The sequence below is a fragment of the Mesorhizobium sp. M2E.F.Ca.ET.209.01.1.1 genome (assembly GCF_004010375.2).
GTDB lineage: Bacteria > Pseudomonadota > Alphaproteobacteria > Rhizobiales > Rhizobiaceae > Mesorhizobium.
The window spans coordinates 143,325-158,363 of the sequence record NZ_SADP02000014.1; the positions used below are offsets into that span (position 1 = coordinate 143,325).

Below are 15,039 nucleotides of genomic sequence, written 5' to 3' on the forward strand. Positions count from 1 at the left end.
ACTACAGAATATATGTCGACTGATGTCCGGTTTTGGCTTTTGACGTCTTTTTGCCACTCTGGACCTGTTGATGGGCTGGGCAACAAGCGTCGAAGCGAAGAGATGGATTCGGGCTACCGGAAGGACAATGTGGCTGTGGACAAGCGGGTTCGCGAAGCCGGCCTGAGGCCGACGCGCCAGCGCATTGCGCTGGCCGATCTGCTTTTCGCCAAGGGCGACCGCCACCTTTCGGCCGAGGAACTGCACGAAGAGGCGATCGCCGCCGGCGTGCCGGTTTCTTTGGCGACGGTCTATAACGCGCTCCATCAGTTCACTGAGGCCGGCCTTTTGCGCATCTTGGCGGTCGAAGGCTCGAAAACCTATTTCGACACCAACACCTCCGACCATCATCACTTCTACGTCGAGGGCGAGAACCGGATTTTCGACATCGAAAGCGGGCCGGTCACCGTCTCCAACCTGCCGGCACCGCCGGAGGGCATGGAGATCGCCAATGTCGACATCGTCGTGAGGCTTCGCCCGAAGCGCGGTGACTGATCCCGTGGCGACGCGGCCCGTCGACCTGATCGTCCGGTTTGAGTGGGTCACCGTCGCCGCCTTGGCCGTCGCTTGCTACGCGCTGGCCGGCTTTTCCTGGTGGCTGTTTGCGCTGCTTATCCTGGCGCCGGACCTGTCGATGCTGGGCTACCTCGCCGGGCCGCGCGTCGGCGCCGTCACCTACAACGCTTTGCATATCCTGATTGCCCCGCTGGTCCTTCTGCTCGCGGGCGCATTGCTCGCCGGCCGGCTCACGACCGCGGTGGCGCTTATCTGGATAGCGCATATCGCGATCGACCGGGCCCTCGGCTACGGCCTCAAGCTGCCCACCGGTTTTCAAGATACGCATCTCGGCCGCATCGGCCGCGACCGCAGCGGCGCGACCGGCTGAGGCGTTTCGAGATTCAGGTCAGGCTGAGCCGAGAATGGTGGGTTCCGAGAACCGGAGCGGCGCGTACTTAAAGTACGTGAGCACCGGAAGCGCAGGAAGCCGCCATTCGCAGGCCGGCCTCACCTGAATATCGACACAGCCTAGTTCTTGAACTTCTCGCCGGGATAGGCGCCCCATACCTGCGACTGGGCCATCCAGCCGGTGTGGCCGTCAAAGGTCATCTCGCACCATTGGCCGTCGCATTTCTTGATCGAGCCGATCACGCCCGGCTCGATGATGGCGATGACGCCGGCATCCTTGTCGGGTTCGTCGAGCAGGTTCACCTGCCCGCCCTTGCCACGCTGCCAGGGCGCGACGATGGCGGTGCGCCGGCCGGAAAGCAGCGACTGGTTGATCCAGCCCTCCGATCCATCTGCATCGCGCACGCGGCGCCAGGTGTCGAATTCCTGGATGACTTCCATCGGCAGCCCGGCCTTCATGTACATCCAGTTGACGGAATAATTGGCGCCGGGGCCGACGCGCGAATTGACGCGGGCCGGTTTCAGGCTGACGAAGCGCGGCAGCGGCAGGCCGCTCGGACCAAGCGTTATGGTTTGCGCCGGCGCGGCCGCGCTTTGCGCGAATGCCTGCGGCGCGCAAAGGAGGGCGCCAAGGATGGCTGCGCTGAAGGCCAGGCGAAGCGACGCGAAACCAGACACTTTCGTTCCTTTCGGCGCCGGTCCGTCGGATGAGCGCCCCTTTTTCTTTGTCTTCGGCGGCACCGCTTGTTACAGGAGTGGGCTGATGCCGCGACTGGCTACAAGTTTCGCCGGTCTTGGTTAAAGAGGTCTCAACGAGATCGGTTTCGAGAGCAGGATCCCGAAAATTGGGAACCGGTTTTCGGAACAGATCATGCTCCAAAAAAGAGTAGGATCAGGATGACGATTCAAGGAAACGTCATCCTGATCTAGGAAGCTTCGGGGATAAAATGGCAGGCAAAAAACGGCCCCTCGTCGTCATCACGCGCAAGCTGCCCGACCCTGTCGAGACCCGCATGCGCGAGCTGTTCGACGCAAGGCTGAATGTCGAGGACCGGCCGATGACCCAGCCTGAGCTGGTGGCGGCGGTCAAGGAAGCCGACGTGCTGGTTCCCACCATCACCGATCACATCGACGCGGCGCTGATCGCCCAGGCCGGCGAAAACCTGAAGCTGATCGCCAATTTCGGCAACGGCGTCGACAAGATCGACGTCGCGGCGGCGGCCAAGAAAGGCATCACCGTCACCAACACGCCGAACGTGCTCACCGAAGACACCGCCGACATGACCATGGCGCTGATGCTCGCCGTGCCGCGCCGGCTTGCCGAAGGCGCCAATGTGCTGACCGGGGAGAAGAAATGGGCCGGCTGGTCGCCGACCTGGATGCTCGGCCGGCGCATCTGGGGCAAGCGTCTCGGCATTGTCGGCATGGGCCGCATCGGCACGGCCGTCGCCAGGCGGGCCAAGGCCTTCGGCCTGTCGATCCACTACCACAACCGGCACCGCGTGCTGCCGGCGGTCGAGGAGGAGCTGGAGGCAACCTATTGGGAAAGCCTCGACCAGATGCTGGCCCGCATGGACATCATCTCGGTCAATTGTCCCTCGACGCCGGCGACGTTCCACCTTTTGTCCGGCCGCCGGCTGGCGCTGATGCAGCCTTCGGCTTACCTCGTCAACACCGCGCGCGGCGATATCATCGACGAGGAAGCGCTGATCAAGCTGATCCATGACGGCAAGATCGCCGGCGCCGGCCTCGACGTCTATGAGCACGAGCCGGCGCTGAACAGCAAGTTGTTGAAGCTTGCCGCCAAGGGCAAGGTGGTGCTTCTGCCGCATATGGGCTCGGCCACGCTCGAGGGCCGCATCGACATGGGCGAGAAGGTGATCATCAACATCCGCGCCTTCTTCGACGGCCATCGCCCGCCGGATCGGGTTTTGCCGTTGAGGACCTGAGTTACAAGTCAGTCACGGACGGCTTCAGAAGTCCCGCTTCATCATGATCCATTCGCGTGGACCGCTCCTGCCGCCATAAGCTATCCAGGGAAGTTTGTCGGCCGCGACGAAACCGAGCCTTTGATAGACGGAAATCGCTGCAAAATTGGAGTCTTCAACGGTCAGGCACAGGCCTTTCGCTCCGGCTGAGCTGGCGAGTTCGCCGGCATGAGCAAGCAGCCGCGTTGCCAAGCCCTTGCCGCGGAACTCGGGATAGGTGGCAATCGCGAGGATGGACCAGTAGCCGATCAGTCTTGTTTCCAGCGTGACCAGAGGCATCAGGGCCGGCGAGATCTCTGCCGCGTAGCCCTCGTTATTTGCAAGCAGCTCTCCGACCAATCCGCCGCCTATCGTCCCATCGACCTCGACCAGCCAGGACTTGGAGAAATGATAGGGCGCGTTCGCATCGGCGGATGCAGCCCGACGGGCCGCCTCCAGCACTGCATGGTCTTGACCGCTGTACCTGATCCAGCTGTCGAGATCGATACCGTGCCCGGCGATGTCGACGATCGCTGCGACGTGCAACGCGTCGTTCCTTGCCGCCGGGCGAATGAGAATGCTCATGGCGGCCCATCCAAAATACCAAGACGCCGCAAGATCGAGCCGTCGGCGCCGACGGCGACTTGGCCGCCTCGAAAACTGTCGAATTGATCGCGTTCAAGCCGCACCGCGATCGGCGTATGCCAGCTCATCTCCCGGGCGACGATCAGGCCGAGCAGCAGGATGGCGTCCGGCTCGTGCAGGACGAGTGCGGCCGGCGCGCGTCCGTTGTGGACGAGCTCCATCAGCACCGCCGAGGCCGATGACGAGCCGATCGTGCCCGGCAGGAACAGCACTTTGCCGGCAATGACTTCGCCATGCTGCGGGTGGCGGACATCGGCGATGCGGCCCGTCTTCGGGTCGACGCCGCCCCAAAAACTGATCGGCGCCGTCAGCACCAGCGCTTCGCCTTCGCCCGCCGTGCCCGGCACAAGGATTTCGGCGGCGGCGCTCATGCGGTGACATCCGTGAAGACCGGCCTGCCGAGGACCGCGCTTTCGACGCAGTCGGCGAGCGAGGCGTAGAGCACCGCATAGCCGGTGTTGCCCGGCGCGTAATGCGCGAACTTGCCCGAATTGGTCATCAGCACGCCGTTGCCGATGTCGGGCATGATCGGCGTCACCACCACGCATGTGTCGGCGACGATGACCACGCCGCTGGCCTCGAGCCTTTTGCGTCGGCCGTCCTTTTCCAGCAAGGCAAGCGCGTGACGGCCGGTGCAGGCATAGATCGGCACGGCTAGCCGCCGTCCCGCGATCAGCCGCTCCAGGCCGTCGAATTCGGCGTGCGACAGATGCGGGCTGCCGATCGCCACCGCATCGATCGTCCTGGCCGCCGCCGCGGTGGACAAGCCGGCGCGCGCCTTCGCCGCCATGTCGGGCGTCACGCGGATCACCGCCTCCGGTTCCGGCCCGGCCAGGATGGTTGCGACGTCGGGAGCTTCGGGCGTGACGCCGGCAATGTGGAACAGGCCGACCGCGCCGGACGATGCGGCCGCAGCGCCGAAGGCTTTCAGCGCGTCCTCACCGGGATGACCGGCCACGCCGGTGACGACACCGATCGCGTTGCCGACCTCGCGGCCGTAGAGGCTGCCCAGGACAGGCCAGGCGATCTCCGAGGCAAGGAAGGAAGGCGACAGGCCCGAGACATCGAAAATGAGCCTCGCCCGGCGATTCTCGGGCCGGTGCAGCCCGTAATCCGGGGCGCGTCCGGTGATGGCGCAGGCAATGTCGAGAAAATCGCCATAGCGGTTGGTGCGCGCGCCCAGCACAGAATTGCAGAAGACAACCGCGTTGGACTCGCCCCAGGCCACGTCGCTGCCGAGTGCGGGCCTGTGTCCGGCCTGATAGGGCGCGCAAGTCCAGCTCTGCTCGCAGCCGAGCTTGCGATAGGCCTCCATCATCCGCCGCGCCATGCCGCGCTGCGGCTCCTCGAGACGAATGCGCGAGCAGCCCATCAGGTCGAGCGCTCCGACATTGAGCGTCGAGCGCACCGCGACCTTCGCGCCGCCTTCGACCAGCCTCTCGGCGAACAGCGTCCCGGAGTCGCCATGATAGAGCGCGCCGTCGATATGGGTGGAAGCGATCGGGATCAGCCGCGGCGCGCCGAGCAGCCGTGCGCTTTCGGCGACGATGCGCATCGCCATGCCCGCGCCGTCCTGGCCGGCGGCGATCGCCTGTTCTTGCGGGCTGAGTGCGAGACTCAAGACAGCACCTTGCGCATGGTGATGGAGGTCGGCCTGTCATAGCCCTGATGCGCCGTGCGCCCGGTCTCGCGAAAGCCGAGCCGGGCGAAGGCCGCGTGGTTTGCGGTCAGCTCGATGCGGGTCTGGAGCTCGATCGCATCCTTGTCCCGTTCGCGGGCAAGATCCTCCACCGCTTGCATCAGCCTGGCTCCGACGCCTTGACCCTGGAATTCTGGCTCGACCGCGAGCTTGCCGACATAGAAATCCCGCGCCCGCTCCAGCGCGAAAACGCAGCCGACGATGCGGTCGTTCTCGACGGCCAGAAACCCTGTCTCCTTTTTCGCTTTCTCGGCAAGGCTGTCGGCGCTCAGAAGATGCGCCGAGGAGGGCGGATCGATAACGCCGTCCATATAGGCAAAGGCGCGGCGGATCAGCGCGAGCAAGTCGCCCCATCGGTCGAAATCCGCCTGAAGCCCGACTATGGAGATGCCGACGGTCTGGTCCATGCGCTCAGACGGCCTTGTAGCGGATGGTGTCGAAGCGGGCCGTGAGCCCGTCATAGAGCAGCAGCCTGCCGATCAGCGGCTCGCCTATGCCGGTGATCAGCTTGATCGCCTCCATCGCCTCCAGCGCGCCGATGACGCCCGTCAGCGCCCCGACGATGCCGGCAACGGCGCAGGAGGGCACCAGTCCTTCGGGCGGGGCTTCCGGGAACAGGTCGCGATAGCTCGGATTGCGCTTGCCGTCGGCGCCTGTCTCGAACGGCTTCAGTACCGTCACCGAGCCGTCGAAACGGCCGACGGCGGCGGTGACGAGGGGCTTCTTCTCGCTGGCGCAGGCATCGGCGACCGCGTAGCGCGTCTCGAAATTGTCGGAGCCGTCGACAACGACATCGTAGCGCGCAACGAGGGCAGGGGCGTTCTCTTCCGTCAGCCTCAGGCGGTGCGCTTCCACCGTGACGTTAGGGTTGATGCGCATGATCGCTGCTGCTGCGCTGTCGGTCTTGGCCAGGCCGATCATGTCGCTGCTATGGATCACCTGCCGCTGCAGGTTGGACAGGGAAACCGTGTCGTCATCGACGATGCCGAGCGTGCCGACACCGGCTGCGGCGAGATATTCGAGCACCGGCGCGCCGAGCCCGCCGGCGCCGATCACCAGCACCCGCGCCCGTTTCAGCCTCTGCTGCCCCGGCCCGCCGATCTCAGGCAGCACAATGTGGCGGGCATAGCGTTCGAGTTCTTCGTCGGTCAGGGCGGCATCGGTCATGGCTGGACTTTATCGCTAGCGCAGAGCCCTGTCAGTAAGCGCAAGGCAAAGCCTTGTGGTCCACAATGACGAGGCAAGGGTTTGGCGTGACGCAAGGCAAGGCCTTGTGGCGCAATGCCGAAATAGCTTCACCAGCTAGCCGGTCGGCCCGACGCTGCCATGATCGACCGTGAGGAATTGCGCCCGGCCGGCAAGGCTCGAAAACAAGGCCGCATCCGTGCCCGTCATGAAGGCCTGACAGTTCAGTTCTTCTAGGATGGAGAACAATGCCGCGCGCCGGCCTGCGTCGAGATGCGCGGCGATCTCGTCCAGGAGAAGGATCGGCGTCAGCCCCGACATCTCGCCGGTCAGCCTGGCATGCGACAGCACGATGCCGACCAGCAGCGCCTTCTGCTCGCCGGTCGAGCAAAGTTCCGCCGGCATCGACTTGGGCCGGTGCCGCACCACCAGGTCGGAGCGGTGCGGGCCGTCCAGCGTGCGGCCGGCGGCGCGGTCGCGTTCACGGCCATTGGCAAGCGCCGCGCGATAGCGTTCCTCGACATCGACGGCGGCTGCATCGCCGAGCGCGCTTTCCAGGTCCCCGGCGAGGCTGATATCGGCCTGCGGAAACGGCCCGCTGCCGGGCAATCTGTCGATCATGGCCGCAAGCAGCCGCACCAGCTCGGCTCGCGCCGCGGCGATGGCCACGCCGGTTTCGGCCATCTGCGTCTCGATCGCGTCGAACCAGGCGCCGTCCCGCGAGCCTTCGGTAAGCAAGCGGTTACGGCCGCGCATGGCCTTCTCATAGTCGAGCGCGCGCTGGCCATGGCCTGGATCGATCGCCAGCACCAACCGGTCGAGGAAGCGGCGGCGGTCCGCCGCCGGCCCGGGAAACAGCCCGTCCATGGCCGGCGTCAGCCAGACGACCCTGAGCCATTCCAGCATGTCCTCGGCCGATCGCGCCGGCGCGCCGTTGATCCGCACCTTCCTGCCGCCTTCGCCGGCGGCGTCGCCGCCGGAAATGCCGGTTCCGATCTCGACCTGTCCTTCCGGTCCCTCGATGCGCGCATGCAGGGCGAAGCCGCCATCGCCGCCTTCGCGCGCCACATCCGCATAGGGCGCGCGGCGCAGGCCCCGGCCCGGCGTCAGGAACGAGATCGCTTCCAGGAGATTGGTCTTGCCGGCGCCATTGTCCCCCGACAGCACCACCGCGCCGGGCGCAAGTTCAAGCGAAAGCGCCGCATAGTTGCGGAAATTAGTAAGCGTTAACTTACTTATATAGCTTTGCTGCTGAAGCTGTTTCGCATCCGCGGTCACGGCGACACATCAGGTCCGCTAGAGCAATTCCAGGAAAGTGCACGGCGGGTTTCCGTCCGGAATTGCGCCGACAAGAGACCTAGACCCGCATCGGCATCAGCACGTAGAGCGCGGTTTCGTCGGCCATGTCGTGGATCAGCGTCGGCGAGCCGGCATCCGCCAGCATGAACTTGGCTTCCGAACCGGTGAGTTGGGCCGCGACGTCGAGCAGGTACTTGGCGTTGAAGCCGATCTCGATCGGGTCCGACGAATAGTCAGCCGCCAGTTCCTCGGTGGCGCTGCCCGAATCCGGATTGTTGACCGCGAGCGTGAGCTGGCCGTCATTGATCGACAGTTTTACGGCCCGGCCGCGTTCGGAGGAAATGGTCGAAACGCGGTCCACCGCGGCGGCGAAGCTCTGGCGATCGATGATCAGCTTTTTGTCGTTGCCGGTCGGGATCACGCGCTGATAATCGGGGAAGGTGCCGTCGATCAGCTTCGACGTCAAAACGACGCTGCCGATGGTGAAGCGGATCTTGGTGTCCGACAGTTCCGTCGTCACCGCGACATCGGGGTCGTCGACCAGCTTCTGCAGCTCGCTCACTGTCTTGCGCGGAATGATGATGCCCGGCATGCCTTCCGAACCGGCCGGCGCGTCGATCTCGGCGCGCGCCAGGCGGTGTCCGTCGGTGGCGACCGAGCGCAGCTTCAGCTTGCCGCCGACCTCAACGGCGTGCAGGTAGATGCCGTTCAGGTAGTAGCGCGTTTCCTCCGTCGAGATGGCGAACTGGGTCTTGTCGATCAGCCCCTTCAGCGCCGCCGATTCCAGCCGGAAGATATGCGAGAACGAGCCGGCAGAAAGCTCCGGGAAGTCGGATTGCGGCAGGCACTGCAGGCGGAAGCTCGAACGTCCCGAGGTGACGGTCATCGCGTTGCCGTCCTCGTCCGTCTTCAGCATCACCTCTGCGCCATCGGAAAGCTTGCGCACGATGTCGTAGAGCAGATGCGCCGGCACCGTCGTCGCGCCGCCACGCTCGACCTTGGCGGGTGTCGCCTCCGTCACCTCGAGGTCGAGGTCGGTCGCCTTCATCTCGAGGCTCGCGCCCTCGGCGCTGAGCAGCACGTTGGAGAGGATCGGGATGGTGTTGCGCCGCTCGACCACGCGGTGGACGTGGTTGAGGGACTTCAGGAGATTTGACCGTTCCAGGATAACACGCATGACGAACAGGCTCGCTTCAATGAATGAACGGGTCACCGTCAGGCGGCATCCCGCGAAAGCCCTGAAAGGCTTTCAGAATCTCTGTAAGCTGACAGTAAAAAGCCTGCGAACGCAAGCCCGCGGCACCGGTTCCGGCCGGTTGCGCGGGCTTTCTGGGGATAAAGCCGGCGATGTGGGTCGCCGGCCATTTTCGCATTGCCTCAGGCCTGGTCGTTGATCAGCCTTCTGAGCAGTTCGAGCTCCTGCGCCAGCGTGTTGTCGCCGCCCGAGAGATCCTCGATCTTGCGCACGGCATGCAGCACGGTCGTGTGGTCGCGGCCGCCGAAACGCCGCCCGATCTCCGGCAGCGAGCGCGGCGTCATAACTTTCGACAGATACATCGCCACCTGTCGCGGCTTGACGATGGTGCGCGTGCGCCGGTTGGACAGAAGCTCCGTCTTCGACACGTTGTAGTGGCGCGCCACGATGCGCTGGATGTCCTCGATGCGCACCCGCTTCGGCTCGCCCGAGCGGTAGATGTGGCCGAGAATCTCGTCGATGCGGTCGATCGTGATCTGCGGCTCGAAGGACTGGCGAAACAGAAGCTGGTTGAAGGCGCCTTCGAGCTCGCGCCCGCTGCCGGTGACCGTACGGGCGACATGCTCCAGGATCTCGTCCGAGATGTCGAGCGAGGTGTCATCGGTCTTGGCGGTGGCGCGGCGCAGCTTCAGCATGCCGAGCCGCATGGCGAAATCCGGCGCCGACATTTCCAGCGCCACGCCGCCATTGAGGCGCGAACGCACGCGCGGTTCCAGCGATTCCAGTTCCGACGGCGGCCGGTCGGCCGCCACCACCACCTGCTTGGCGCTGTCGAGCAGCATGTTGATGAGGTGGCAGAACTCGTGCTGGATCGATTTGCCTTGCAGGAACTGCATGTCGTCGATGATCAGCAGATCGATGTCGCGCAGCTGCTCTTTCAGCGTCAGCGCGTTGTTGTCGCGGATCGCCGTGGCGAAGCGCCACATGAAATACTCCGCCGTCAGATAGACGACGCGCGACTTCGGATTGTGCCGCAGCGATTCCGCCGCGATCGCCTGCAAGAGGTGCGTCTTGCCGAGCCCGACGGTGGCATGCAGGAAAAGCGGGTTGAAACGCACCGCGCTCGACTGCGATTCCGCCACGGCTCTCGCCGCCGCGAAGGCCACCCGGTTGGACGGTCCCTCGATGAAGGAGGCGAATGTGTAGCGCGGGTCGAGCGGCGATCCCAGCACATTGTGGCGGAACTCCGGTTCCACGGACGCGCCCTGACGGGGCGCCGGCGCCCGTTGTTCCACGCGTCCGGCGCTCGCGGTGCCGTTGGCGAGCGCGGTGTGCGTCTGCCTGGTCATCTTGCGGGCCGGCACGATTTCCGGCTCGACATGGTTGCGCCCCTGGCGCGTCGCGGTGCGCACGACGATCTCGATCTTGAGGACGTCGGGATCCTCGTGCCGCCACAGCTCCGCGATAAGCTCGAGATAGTGGCCGTTGATCCATGACCGCAGGAAGGCGGTTGGCACCGAGATGCGGATAATGCCGCGGGAGGCCTCGGCGACCTTCATGCGACCAAACCAGCTCGAATAGACCTCGGCCCCGAGACGCGCCTTCAGCTGGGCCTTGACCCGCTCGAACTTCTGTTCCGCGTCGTTGGATGCCGCCACGTCGTCCCCTCCGACAAAAGTTGCTGAAAATGGGAGCTCGCCCGCTATCTCCCTCTCGATGCCGCCCTGCATGATCAAAGTTCCTTGTCTTCTCGTACCCTTTTCCCGCCGGGGATGCGCCTCCTGCATCCTTGGTCCGACGACCTCATTCGCTGCGCTGCCGCTGCCGCCGCCGGCAAACGGTCATCGCAACTCGCGCAAGGGACCAGCCGCCGGCTCCGCGCGCCGGCTTTCGACAAAGACAAGGCAATACGCCACCCTCCGGCGAAAACGCCGGCGAGACATCGACTGCCAATGTACAATTACGCCAGTCCCCTACCGCCACCGAAGAGACAAACCAAGCCACGCGCGGAATTGCTCCACGTCATGAATTCTGCCATTTTGTGCTGGCCGATTCAGGCTGGGTCAGGGGCTTAGTGCCCATCCCTTCGATGGATGGACATTACCGAAATCGCTGTGGATAGGGCAAGGCCACGTCTAACGGTTTTTTAACGAATCTGGTTACCGGAAGGGGCTTGAATTCGGATGCCGCCACGGCACGTTTTGACAAAGCCATTGTGATTCAAACCCTTTTCCGGCGAATATGAAAAAGGCCGCCCGAAACGAAATATTCTGAAATAATTCTCTTGACAGCTACTTCTCCCCCGCCGTCCGACCGCGCGTTGAACAAGCTGTGGATGACCGTCTGTAAGTCTTTGAAAAAAATGCCGAATTTCTGACAGGGGAATTTGGGCAGCTGCCGCAGCGGGGGCGCGCAGATATAAGCGGCGCTGTATATGCCGGCAAAACATTACCGGCATTTGAATCGCCTCACAAGTGCAGCTTCCGGGCGAACTTTTTAAGTACTTGCCGGCAAACGAAAAAACCCGGCCTGTACGGCCGGGTTCAATATCGACGGAGTGAAAGAGGAGTCGGTCAGGCCGACAGCGTCTTGACCCGCTGGGCCAGCCGCGAAACCTTGCGGGAAGCCGTGTTCTTGTGAACGACGCCCTTGGTGGCGGCGCGCATCAATTCCGGCTCCGCTGCCTTGAACGCTTCGACCGCGGCGGCCTTGTCGCCGGCGGCCAGCGCCTCTTCGACCTTGCGGACATAGCTGCGTACGCGCGAGCGACGGTTCTTGTTGACCGCAGCGCGGCGGGCGATCTTGCGCGTAGCCTTTTTGGCCGAGGAAGTGTTGGCCATGATGCCTCTCTTCTGATCTGGTGAGCGCCAGCGATGTCGCAGGGCGCAAAAAACAAACGGGCAGCCACGGGCCGCCTCGGTTGGTGCGGCTTATAGTTCAGCTTTTTCGGCGCGTCAACGCCGCTTTGCCGTGTTTTTCGGGCTTCATAACGTGTCGCTCAGAATCGCGCCGTGCCATGGCTCAGCGATTGGTGAAATTGGGTTTCCGCTTCTCGACGAACGCAGCCATGCCTTCCTTCTGGTCGTCGAGCGCAAACAGCGAATGGAACAGACGGCGCTCGAAGCGCAGCCCCTCGGCCAGCGTCGTTTCGTAGGCGCGGTTGACGGCTTCCTTGGTCATCATGACCGACGGCAGCGAGAACTCGGCGATCTTCGCCGCCGTCTTCAACGCTTCGTCGAGCAGTTCGGCGACCGGGACCACCCGCGACACCAGTCCGCAGCGCTCGGCCTCGGCCGCATCCATCATGCGCCCGGTCAGGCACATGTCCATCGCCTTCGACTTGCCGACGAAGCGCGTCAGCCGCTGCGAGCCCCCCATGCCCGGCATGACGCCGAGCGTGATTTCGGGCTGGCCGAACTTGGCGTTGTCGCCGGCGATGATGAAGTCGCACATCATGGCCAATTCGCAGCCGCCGCCGAGCGCATAGCCCGCGACCGCCGCGACGATGGGCTTGCGCGTGCGCGTGAATTCCTCCCAGCCGACGAAGAAATCCTGCGTGTAGGCGTCGGCGAAGGAGATCGCCTGCATTTCCTTGATGTCGGCGCCGGCAGCGAACGCCTTTTCCGAGCCGGTGAGCACCATCGCGCCGATCACCGCATCGGCGTTGAACGCGCCCGCCGCCGCCACCACCTCCGCAAGGACCTGCGAATTCAGCGCATTGAGCGCCTTGGGCCGGTTCAGCGTGATCAGCCCGACCTTGCCGCGTGTTTCCACGAGAATGGTTTCATAGGTCATGGCGTACGTCTCCTCGCTTCTCTTGGAGAGACCGGTCTAGCTCACCGCTGACAGGTCCGGCAATAGAAGGTCGAGCGGCCGCTCTGCACGATGCGCTCGATATGGCCGCGGCAGCCCGGTTTCGGACATGGCTCTCCCTCGCGATCATAGACCGCGAAGGAATGCTGGAAATAGCCGAGGGATCCATCGGCCTGCACATAGTCGCGCAGCGAGGAGCCGCCGGCGGCGATCGCGTCGGCGATGACCGCGCGGATCGCCTCCGCGAGGCGCCCGCTTTGCTCTTTCGCCTTCTTGGCCGACCCGGCAATGGTACCAGCTTCGCGCAACGGCGACAGGCCGGCGCGCCACAGGGCCTCCGCCACATATATATTGCCAAGTCCGGCGATCAGCCGCTGATCGAGCAGCGCCGCCTTGAGCGGCGATCTACGATCCTTGAGCAGTGAGGCGAGCAGGGGACCGTCGAGCGCGTTGCCGGTCGGCTCGACGCCCAGTCCGGCCAGCATCGGATGCGTGTCCGGCGCGCCTTCGGCAAACAGCATGAAGCCGAAGCGGCGCGGGTCGTTGAAGATGACGCTGGATCGCACGCCCTTTTGCGAGACGACGTCGAACACGACATGGTCGTGCGCCGCACTTTTCGAGCGCTCGTGATGGAACGAGCCGGGGATGTCGCCGCCCCCGGCGGTTTCGACCCGGAATGACCCCGACATGCCGAGGTGGCAGATCAGCACCGGACCATCCTCGATATGCATCGTCAGATATTTGGCGCGCCGGCCAAGCGCCGTCACGGTCTTGCCGGTAAGCCGCTGCGAAAAGCGTTCGGGAAAAGGAAAGCGAAGGTCCGGCCTGCGCGCTTCGACCCTGACCAGCCGCGCCCCCTCCAGGACCGGCTGCAGTCCGCGCCGGACTGTCTCGACTTCGGGCAGCTCAGGCATGGCCGCCTATCGTTGCGAGGAAGGATGTTCCATGGCGGCCGGCTGCCAGGCCAAGGTGATCCGCAACGGTTTCGCCGATATCGGCGAAGGTCGGCCTGAGCCCGATGTCGCCGCCTTTCAGCCCCGGCCCGATGCCGATCACCGGAACGCGCTCACGCGTATGGTCGGTGCCGCGCCAGGTAGGGTCGTTGCCGTGATCGGCTGTGAGGATGAGAAGGTCGCCCGGCCTCAGGCGCGACAGCGCCTCGGGCAGCCGGCGGTCGAAGGCTTCGAGCGCGGCCGCATAGCCGGCGACATCGCGCCGATGGCCGAACTCGGTGTCGAAATCGACGAAATTGGCGAAGACCAAGTCGCCTTCGCCAGCATCGTCCATGGCGCTGAGCGCCTTGTCGAACATCGCCATGTTGCCGCCGGCCTTGCGCACGTCCGAAATGCCGCGATGGGCGAAGATATCGCCGATCTTGCCGACCGCGATGACCTTGCTGCCGCGCTCCGTCAGCCGGTCGAGCAGGGTCTCCTCCGGCGGAGGCACCGCATAGTCGCGGCGGTTGTGGGTGCGCTGGAACGTGGCAGGCGTCTCGCCCACGAAAGGCCGCGCGATCACGCGCCCGATCTTGAGCGGATCGACGAGCCGGCGCACCGTGAGGCAAAGCTCATAAAGCCTCTCCAGGCCGAAATGCGTTTCATGCGCGGCGATCTGCAACACGGAATCCACCGAGGTGTAACAGATCGGCCTGCCGGTGCGGATATGCTCCTCGCCGAAGCGCTCGATGATCTCGGTTCCCGGCGCATGGCAATTGCCGAGGATGCCCGGCACCTTGCCCTCGCGGATGATCGCCTCGGTCAGCTCGGCCGGGAAGGCCGGCATGGTATCAGGAAAGTAACCCCAGTCGAAGCGCACGGGCAGGCCTGCGATCTCCCAATGGCCCGACGGCGTGTCCTTGCCGCTCGACACCTCCTGGGCGGCGCCGTGGAAGACCGAGGCGACCGGCGGCGCATCGATGCCGGTTCTGAGCCCCGTCGCGGTTTGCGCCGCCCGGCCAAGCCCGAGCGACATCATGTTGGGCACGGCGAGCGGTCCTTTGCGCAGACCCTCCCGATCGGCGCGGCCTTCGGCGCAGGCCTTGAAGATGTGCCCGAACGTGTCGGCGCCGGCATCGCCATAGCGTTCGGCGTCGGCCGCGCCGCCGATGCCGAAAGAATCGAGAACGAACAGGAACGCGCGCGCCATGGGTGTCTTTGTTGTCAGTCCTGGTCGCCAGACATAAGGTTCCCTGGCGGCGTTGGCAAATCGGAAACCAAACCGCAACCGCTTCGCGCCATAGTTGCGACGAGGCGTGGATATGGCGGGAGCAAAGCAAGCATGGCGAGGCGCGG

16 protein-coding genes are annotated in these 15,039 nt (G+C 64.6%); 3 read left to right on the forward strand and 13 right to left on the reverse strand.

The genetic code is table 11. The features are described from left to right. The first annotated feature begins 102 nt into the window (after positions 1-102). Complete coding sequence (gene irrA, locus EN852_RS24200; RefSeq protein WP_127867547.1) at positions 103-534, forward strand: iron response transcriptional regulator IrrA; 432 nt, start codon at positions 103-105, stop codon at positions 532-534. Positions 535-538: 4 nt separating this feature from the next. After that, positions 539-925, forward strand: coding sequence for a DUF4260 domain-containing protein (locus EN852_RS24205; protein WP_127877604.1), 387 nt, complete (start codon positions 539-541; stop codon positions 923-925). A 140-nt stretch (positions 926-1,065) separates the two neighbouring features. Here EN852_RS24205 and EN852_RS24210 read toward each other — a convergent pair whose 3' ends face one another. Continuing rightward, entirely contained in the window at positions 1,066-1,623 is a 558-nt protein-coding gene (locus EN852_RS24210; protein WP_095819378.1) for an SH3 domain-containing protein, read from the reverse strand. Positions 1,624-1,892: 269 nt separating this feature from the next. Between EN852_RS24210 and EN852_RS24215 the strand changes: the two genes are divergently transcribed. Beyond that, positions 1,893-2,894 carry a D-glycerate dehydrogenase gene (locus EN852_RS24215; protein WP_127867545.1) on the forward strand — a complete coding sequence of 334 codons (1,002 nt, stop codon included), beginning with the start codon at positions 1,893-1,895 and terminating at the stop codon, positions 2,892-2,894. Positions 2,895-2,918: 24 nt separating this feature from the next. Here EN852_RS24215 and EN852_RS24220 read toward each other — a convergent pair whose 3' ends face one another. The 12 genes from EN852_RS24220 to EN852_RS24275 all read right to left on the reverse strand — a co-directional run bounded on the left by EN852_RS24220 (position 2,919) and on the right by EN852_RS24275 (position 14,893). Next, positions 2,919-3,497 carry a GNAT family N-acetyltransferase gene (locus tag EN852_RS24220; RefSeq protein ID WP_127877606.1) on the reverse strand — a complete coding sequence of 193 codons (579 nt, stop codon included), beginning with the start codon at positions 3,495-3,497 and terminating at the stop codon, positions 2,919-2,921. Further along, positions 3,494-3,928, reverse strand: coding sequence for a DUF126 domain-containing protein (locus EN852_RS24225; protein ID WP_127877608.1), 435 nt, complete (start codon positions 3,926-3,928; stop codon positions 3,494-3,496). The genes EN852_RS24220 and EN852_RS24225 overlap by 4 nt, the downstream gene beginning before the upstream one ends. Further along, positions 3,925-5,178 (reverse strand): aconitase X catalytic domain-containing protein, encoded by a 1,254-nt coding sequence (locus EN852_RS24230; protein WP_127877610.1) that lies wholly within the window; start codon positions 5,176-5,178, stop codon positions 3,925-3,927. The genes EN852_RS24225 and EN852_RS24230 overlap by 4 nt, the downstream gene beginning before the upstream one ends. Beyond that, on the reverse strand, positions 5,175-5,663 hold the full coding sequence (locus EN852_RS24235) for a GNAT family N-acetyltransferase (protein WP_127877612.1): 489 nt from the start codon (positions 5,661-5,663) through the stop codon (positions 5,175-5,177). Before EN852_RS24235 ends, EN852_RS24230 begins: the two co-directional genes overlap by 4 nt. Positions 5,664-5,667: 4 nt before the next feature. Continuing rightward, entirely contained in the window at positions 5,668-6,423 is a 756-nt protein-coding gene (locus EN852_RS24240; protein WP_127877614.1) for a molybdopterin-synthase adenylyltransferase MoeB, read from the reverse strand. A gap of 135 nt (positions 6,424-6,558) precedes the next feature. Further along, the gene (recF, locus tag EN852_RS24245) at positions 6,559-7,719 is read right to left on the reverse strand and encodes a DNA replication/repair protein RecF (RefSeq protein WP_127877616.1); all 1,161 of its coding nucleotides are present in this window, start codon (positions 7,717-7,719) and stop codon (positions 6,559-6,561) included. Between the two features lie 79 nt (positions 7,720-7,798). Then, on the reverse strand, positions 7,799-8,917 hold the full coding sequence (dnaN, locus tag EN852_RS24250) for a DNA polymerase III subunit beta (RefSeq protein WP_095819339.1): 1,119 nt from the start codon (positions 8,915-8,917) through the stop codon (positions 7,799-7,801). A 200-nt stretch (positions 8,918-9,117) separates the two neighbouring features. Further along, complete coding sequence (gene dnaA / locus EN852_RS24255) at positions 9,118-10,665, reverse strand: chromosomal replication initiator protein DnaA (RefSeq protein WP_127867538.1); 1,548 nt, start codon at positions 10,663-10,665, stop codon at positions 9,118-9,120. A gap of 843 nt (positions 10,666-11,508) precedes the next feature. Next, a complete protein-coding gene (rpsT, locus tag EN852_RS24260; RefSeq protein WP_095819340.1) occupies positions 11,509-11,775 on the reverse strand; it encodes a 30S ribosomal protein S20 in 267 nt (88 codons plus the stop codon). Between the two features lie 181 nt (positions 11,776-11,956). Then, positions 11,957-12,730 carry an enoyl-CoA hydratase gene (locus EN852_RS24265; RefSeq protein WP_127877618.1) on the reverse strand — a complete coding sequence of 258 codons (774 nt, stop codon included), beginning with the start codon at positions 12,728-12,730 and terminating at the stop codon, positions 11,957-11,959. Between the two features lie 41 nt (positions 12,731-12,771). Next, positions 12,772-13,662 (reverse strand): bifunctional DNA-formamidopyrimidine glycosylase/DNA-(apurinic or apyrimidinic site) lyase, encoded by an 891-nt coding sequence (gene mutM / locus EN852_RS24270; RefSeq protein ID WP_127877620.1) that lies wholly within the window; start codon positions 13,660-13,662, stop codon positions 12,772-12,774. Continuing rightward, complete coding sequence (locus EN852_RS24275; RefSeq protein WP_127877622.1) at positions 13,655-14,893, reverse strand: phosphopentomutase; 1,239 nt, start codon at positions 14,891-14,893, stop codon at positions 13,655-13,657. The genes mutM and EN852_RS24275 overlap by 8 nt, the downstream gene beginning before the upstream one ends. Positions 14,894-15,039 lie beyond the last annotated feature (146 nt).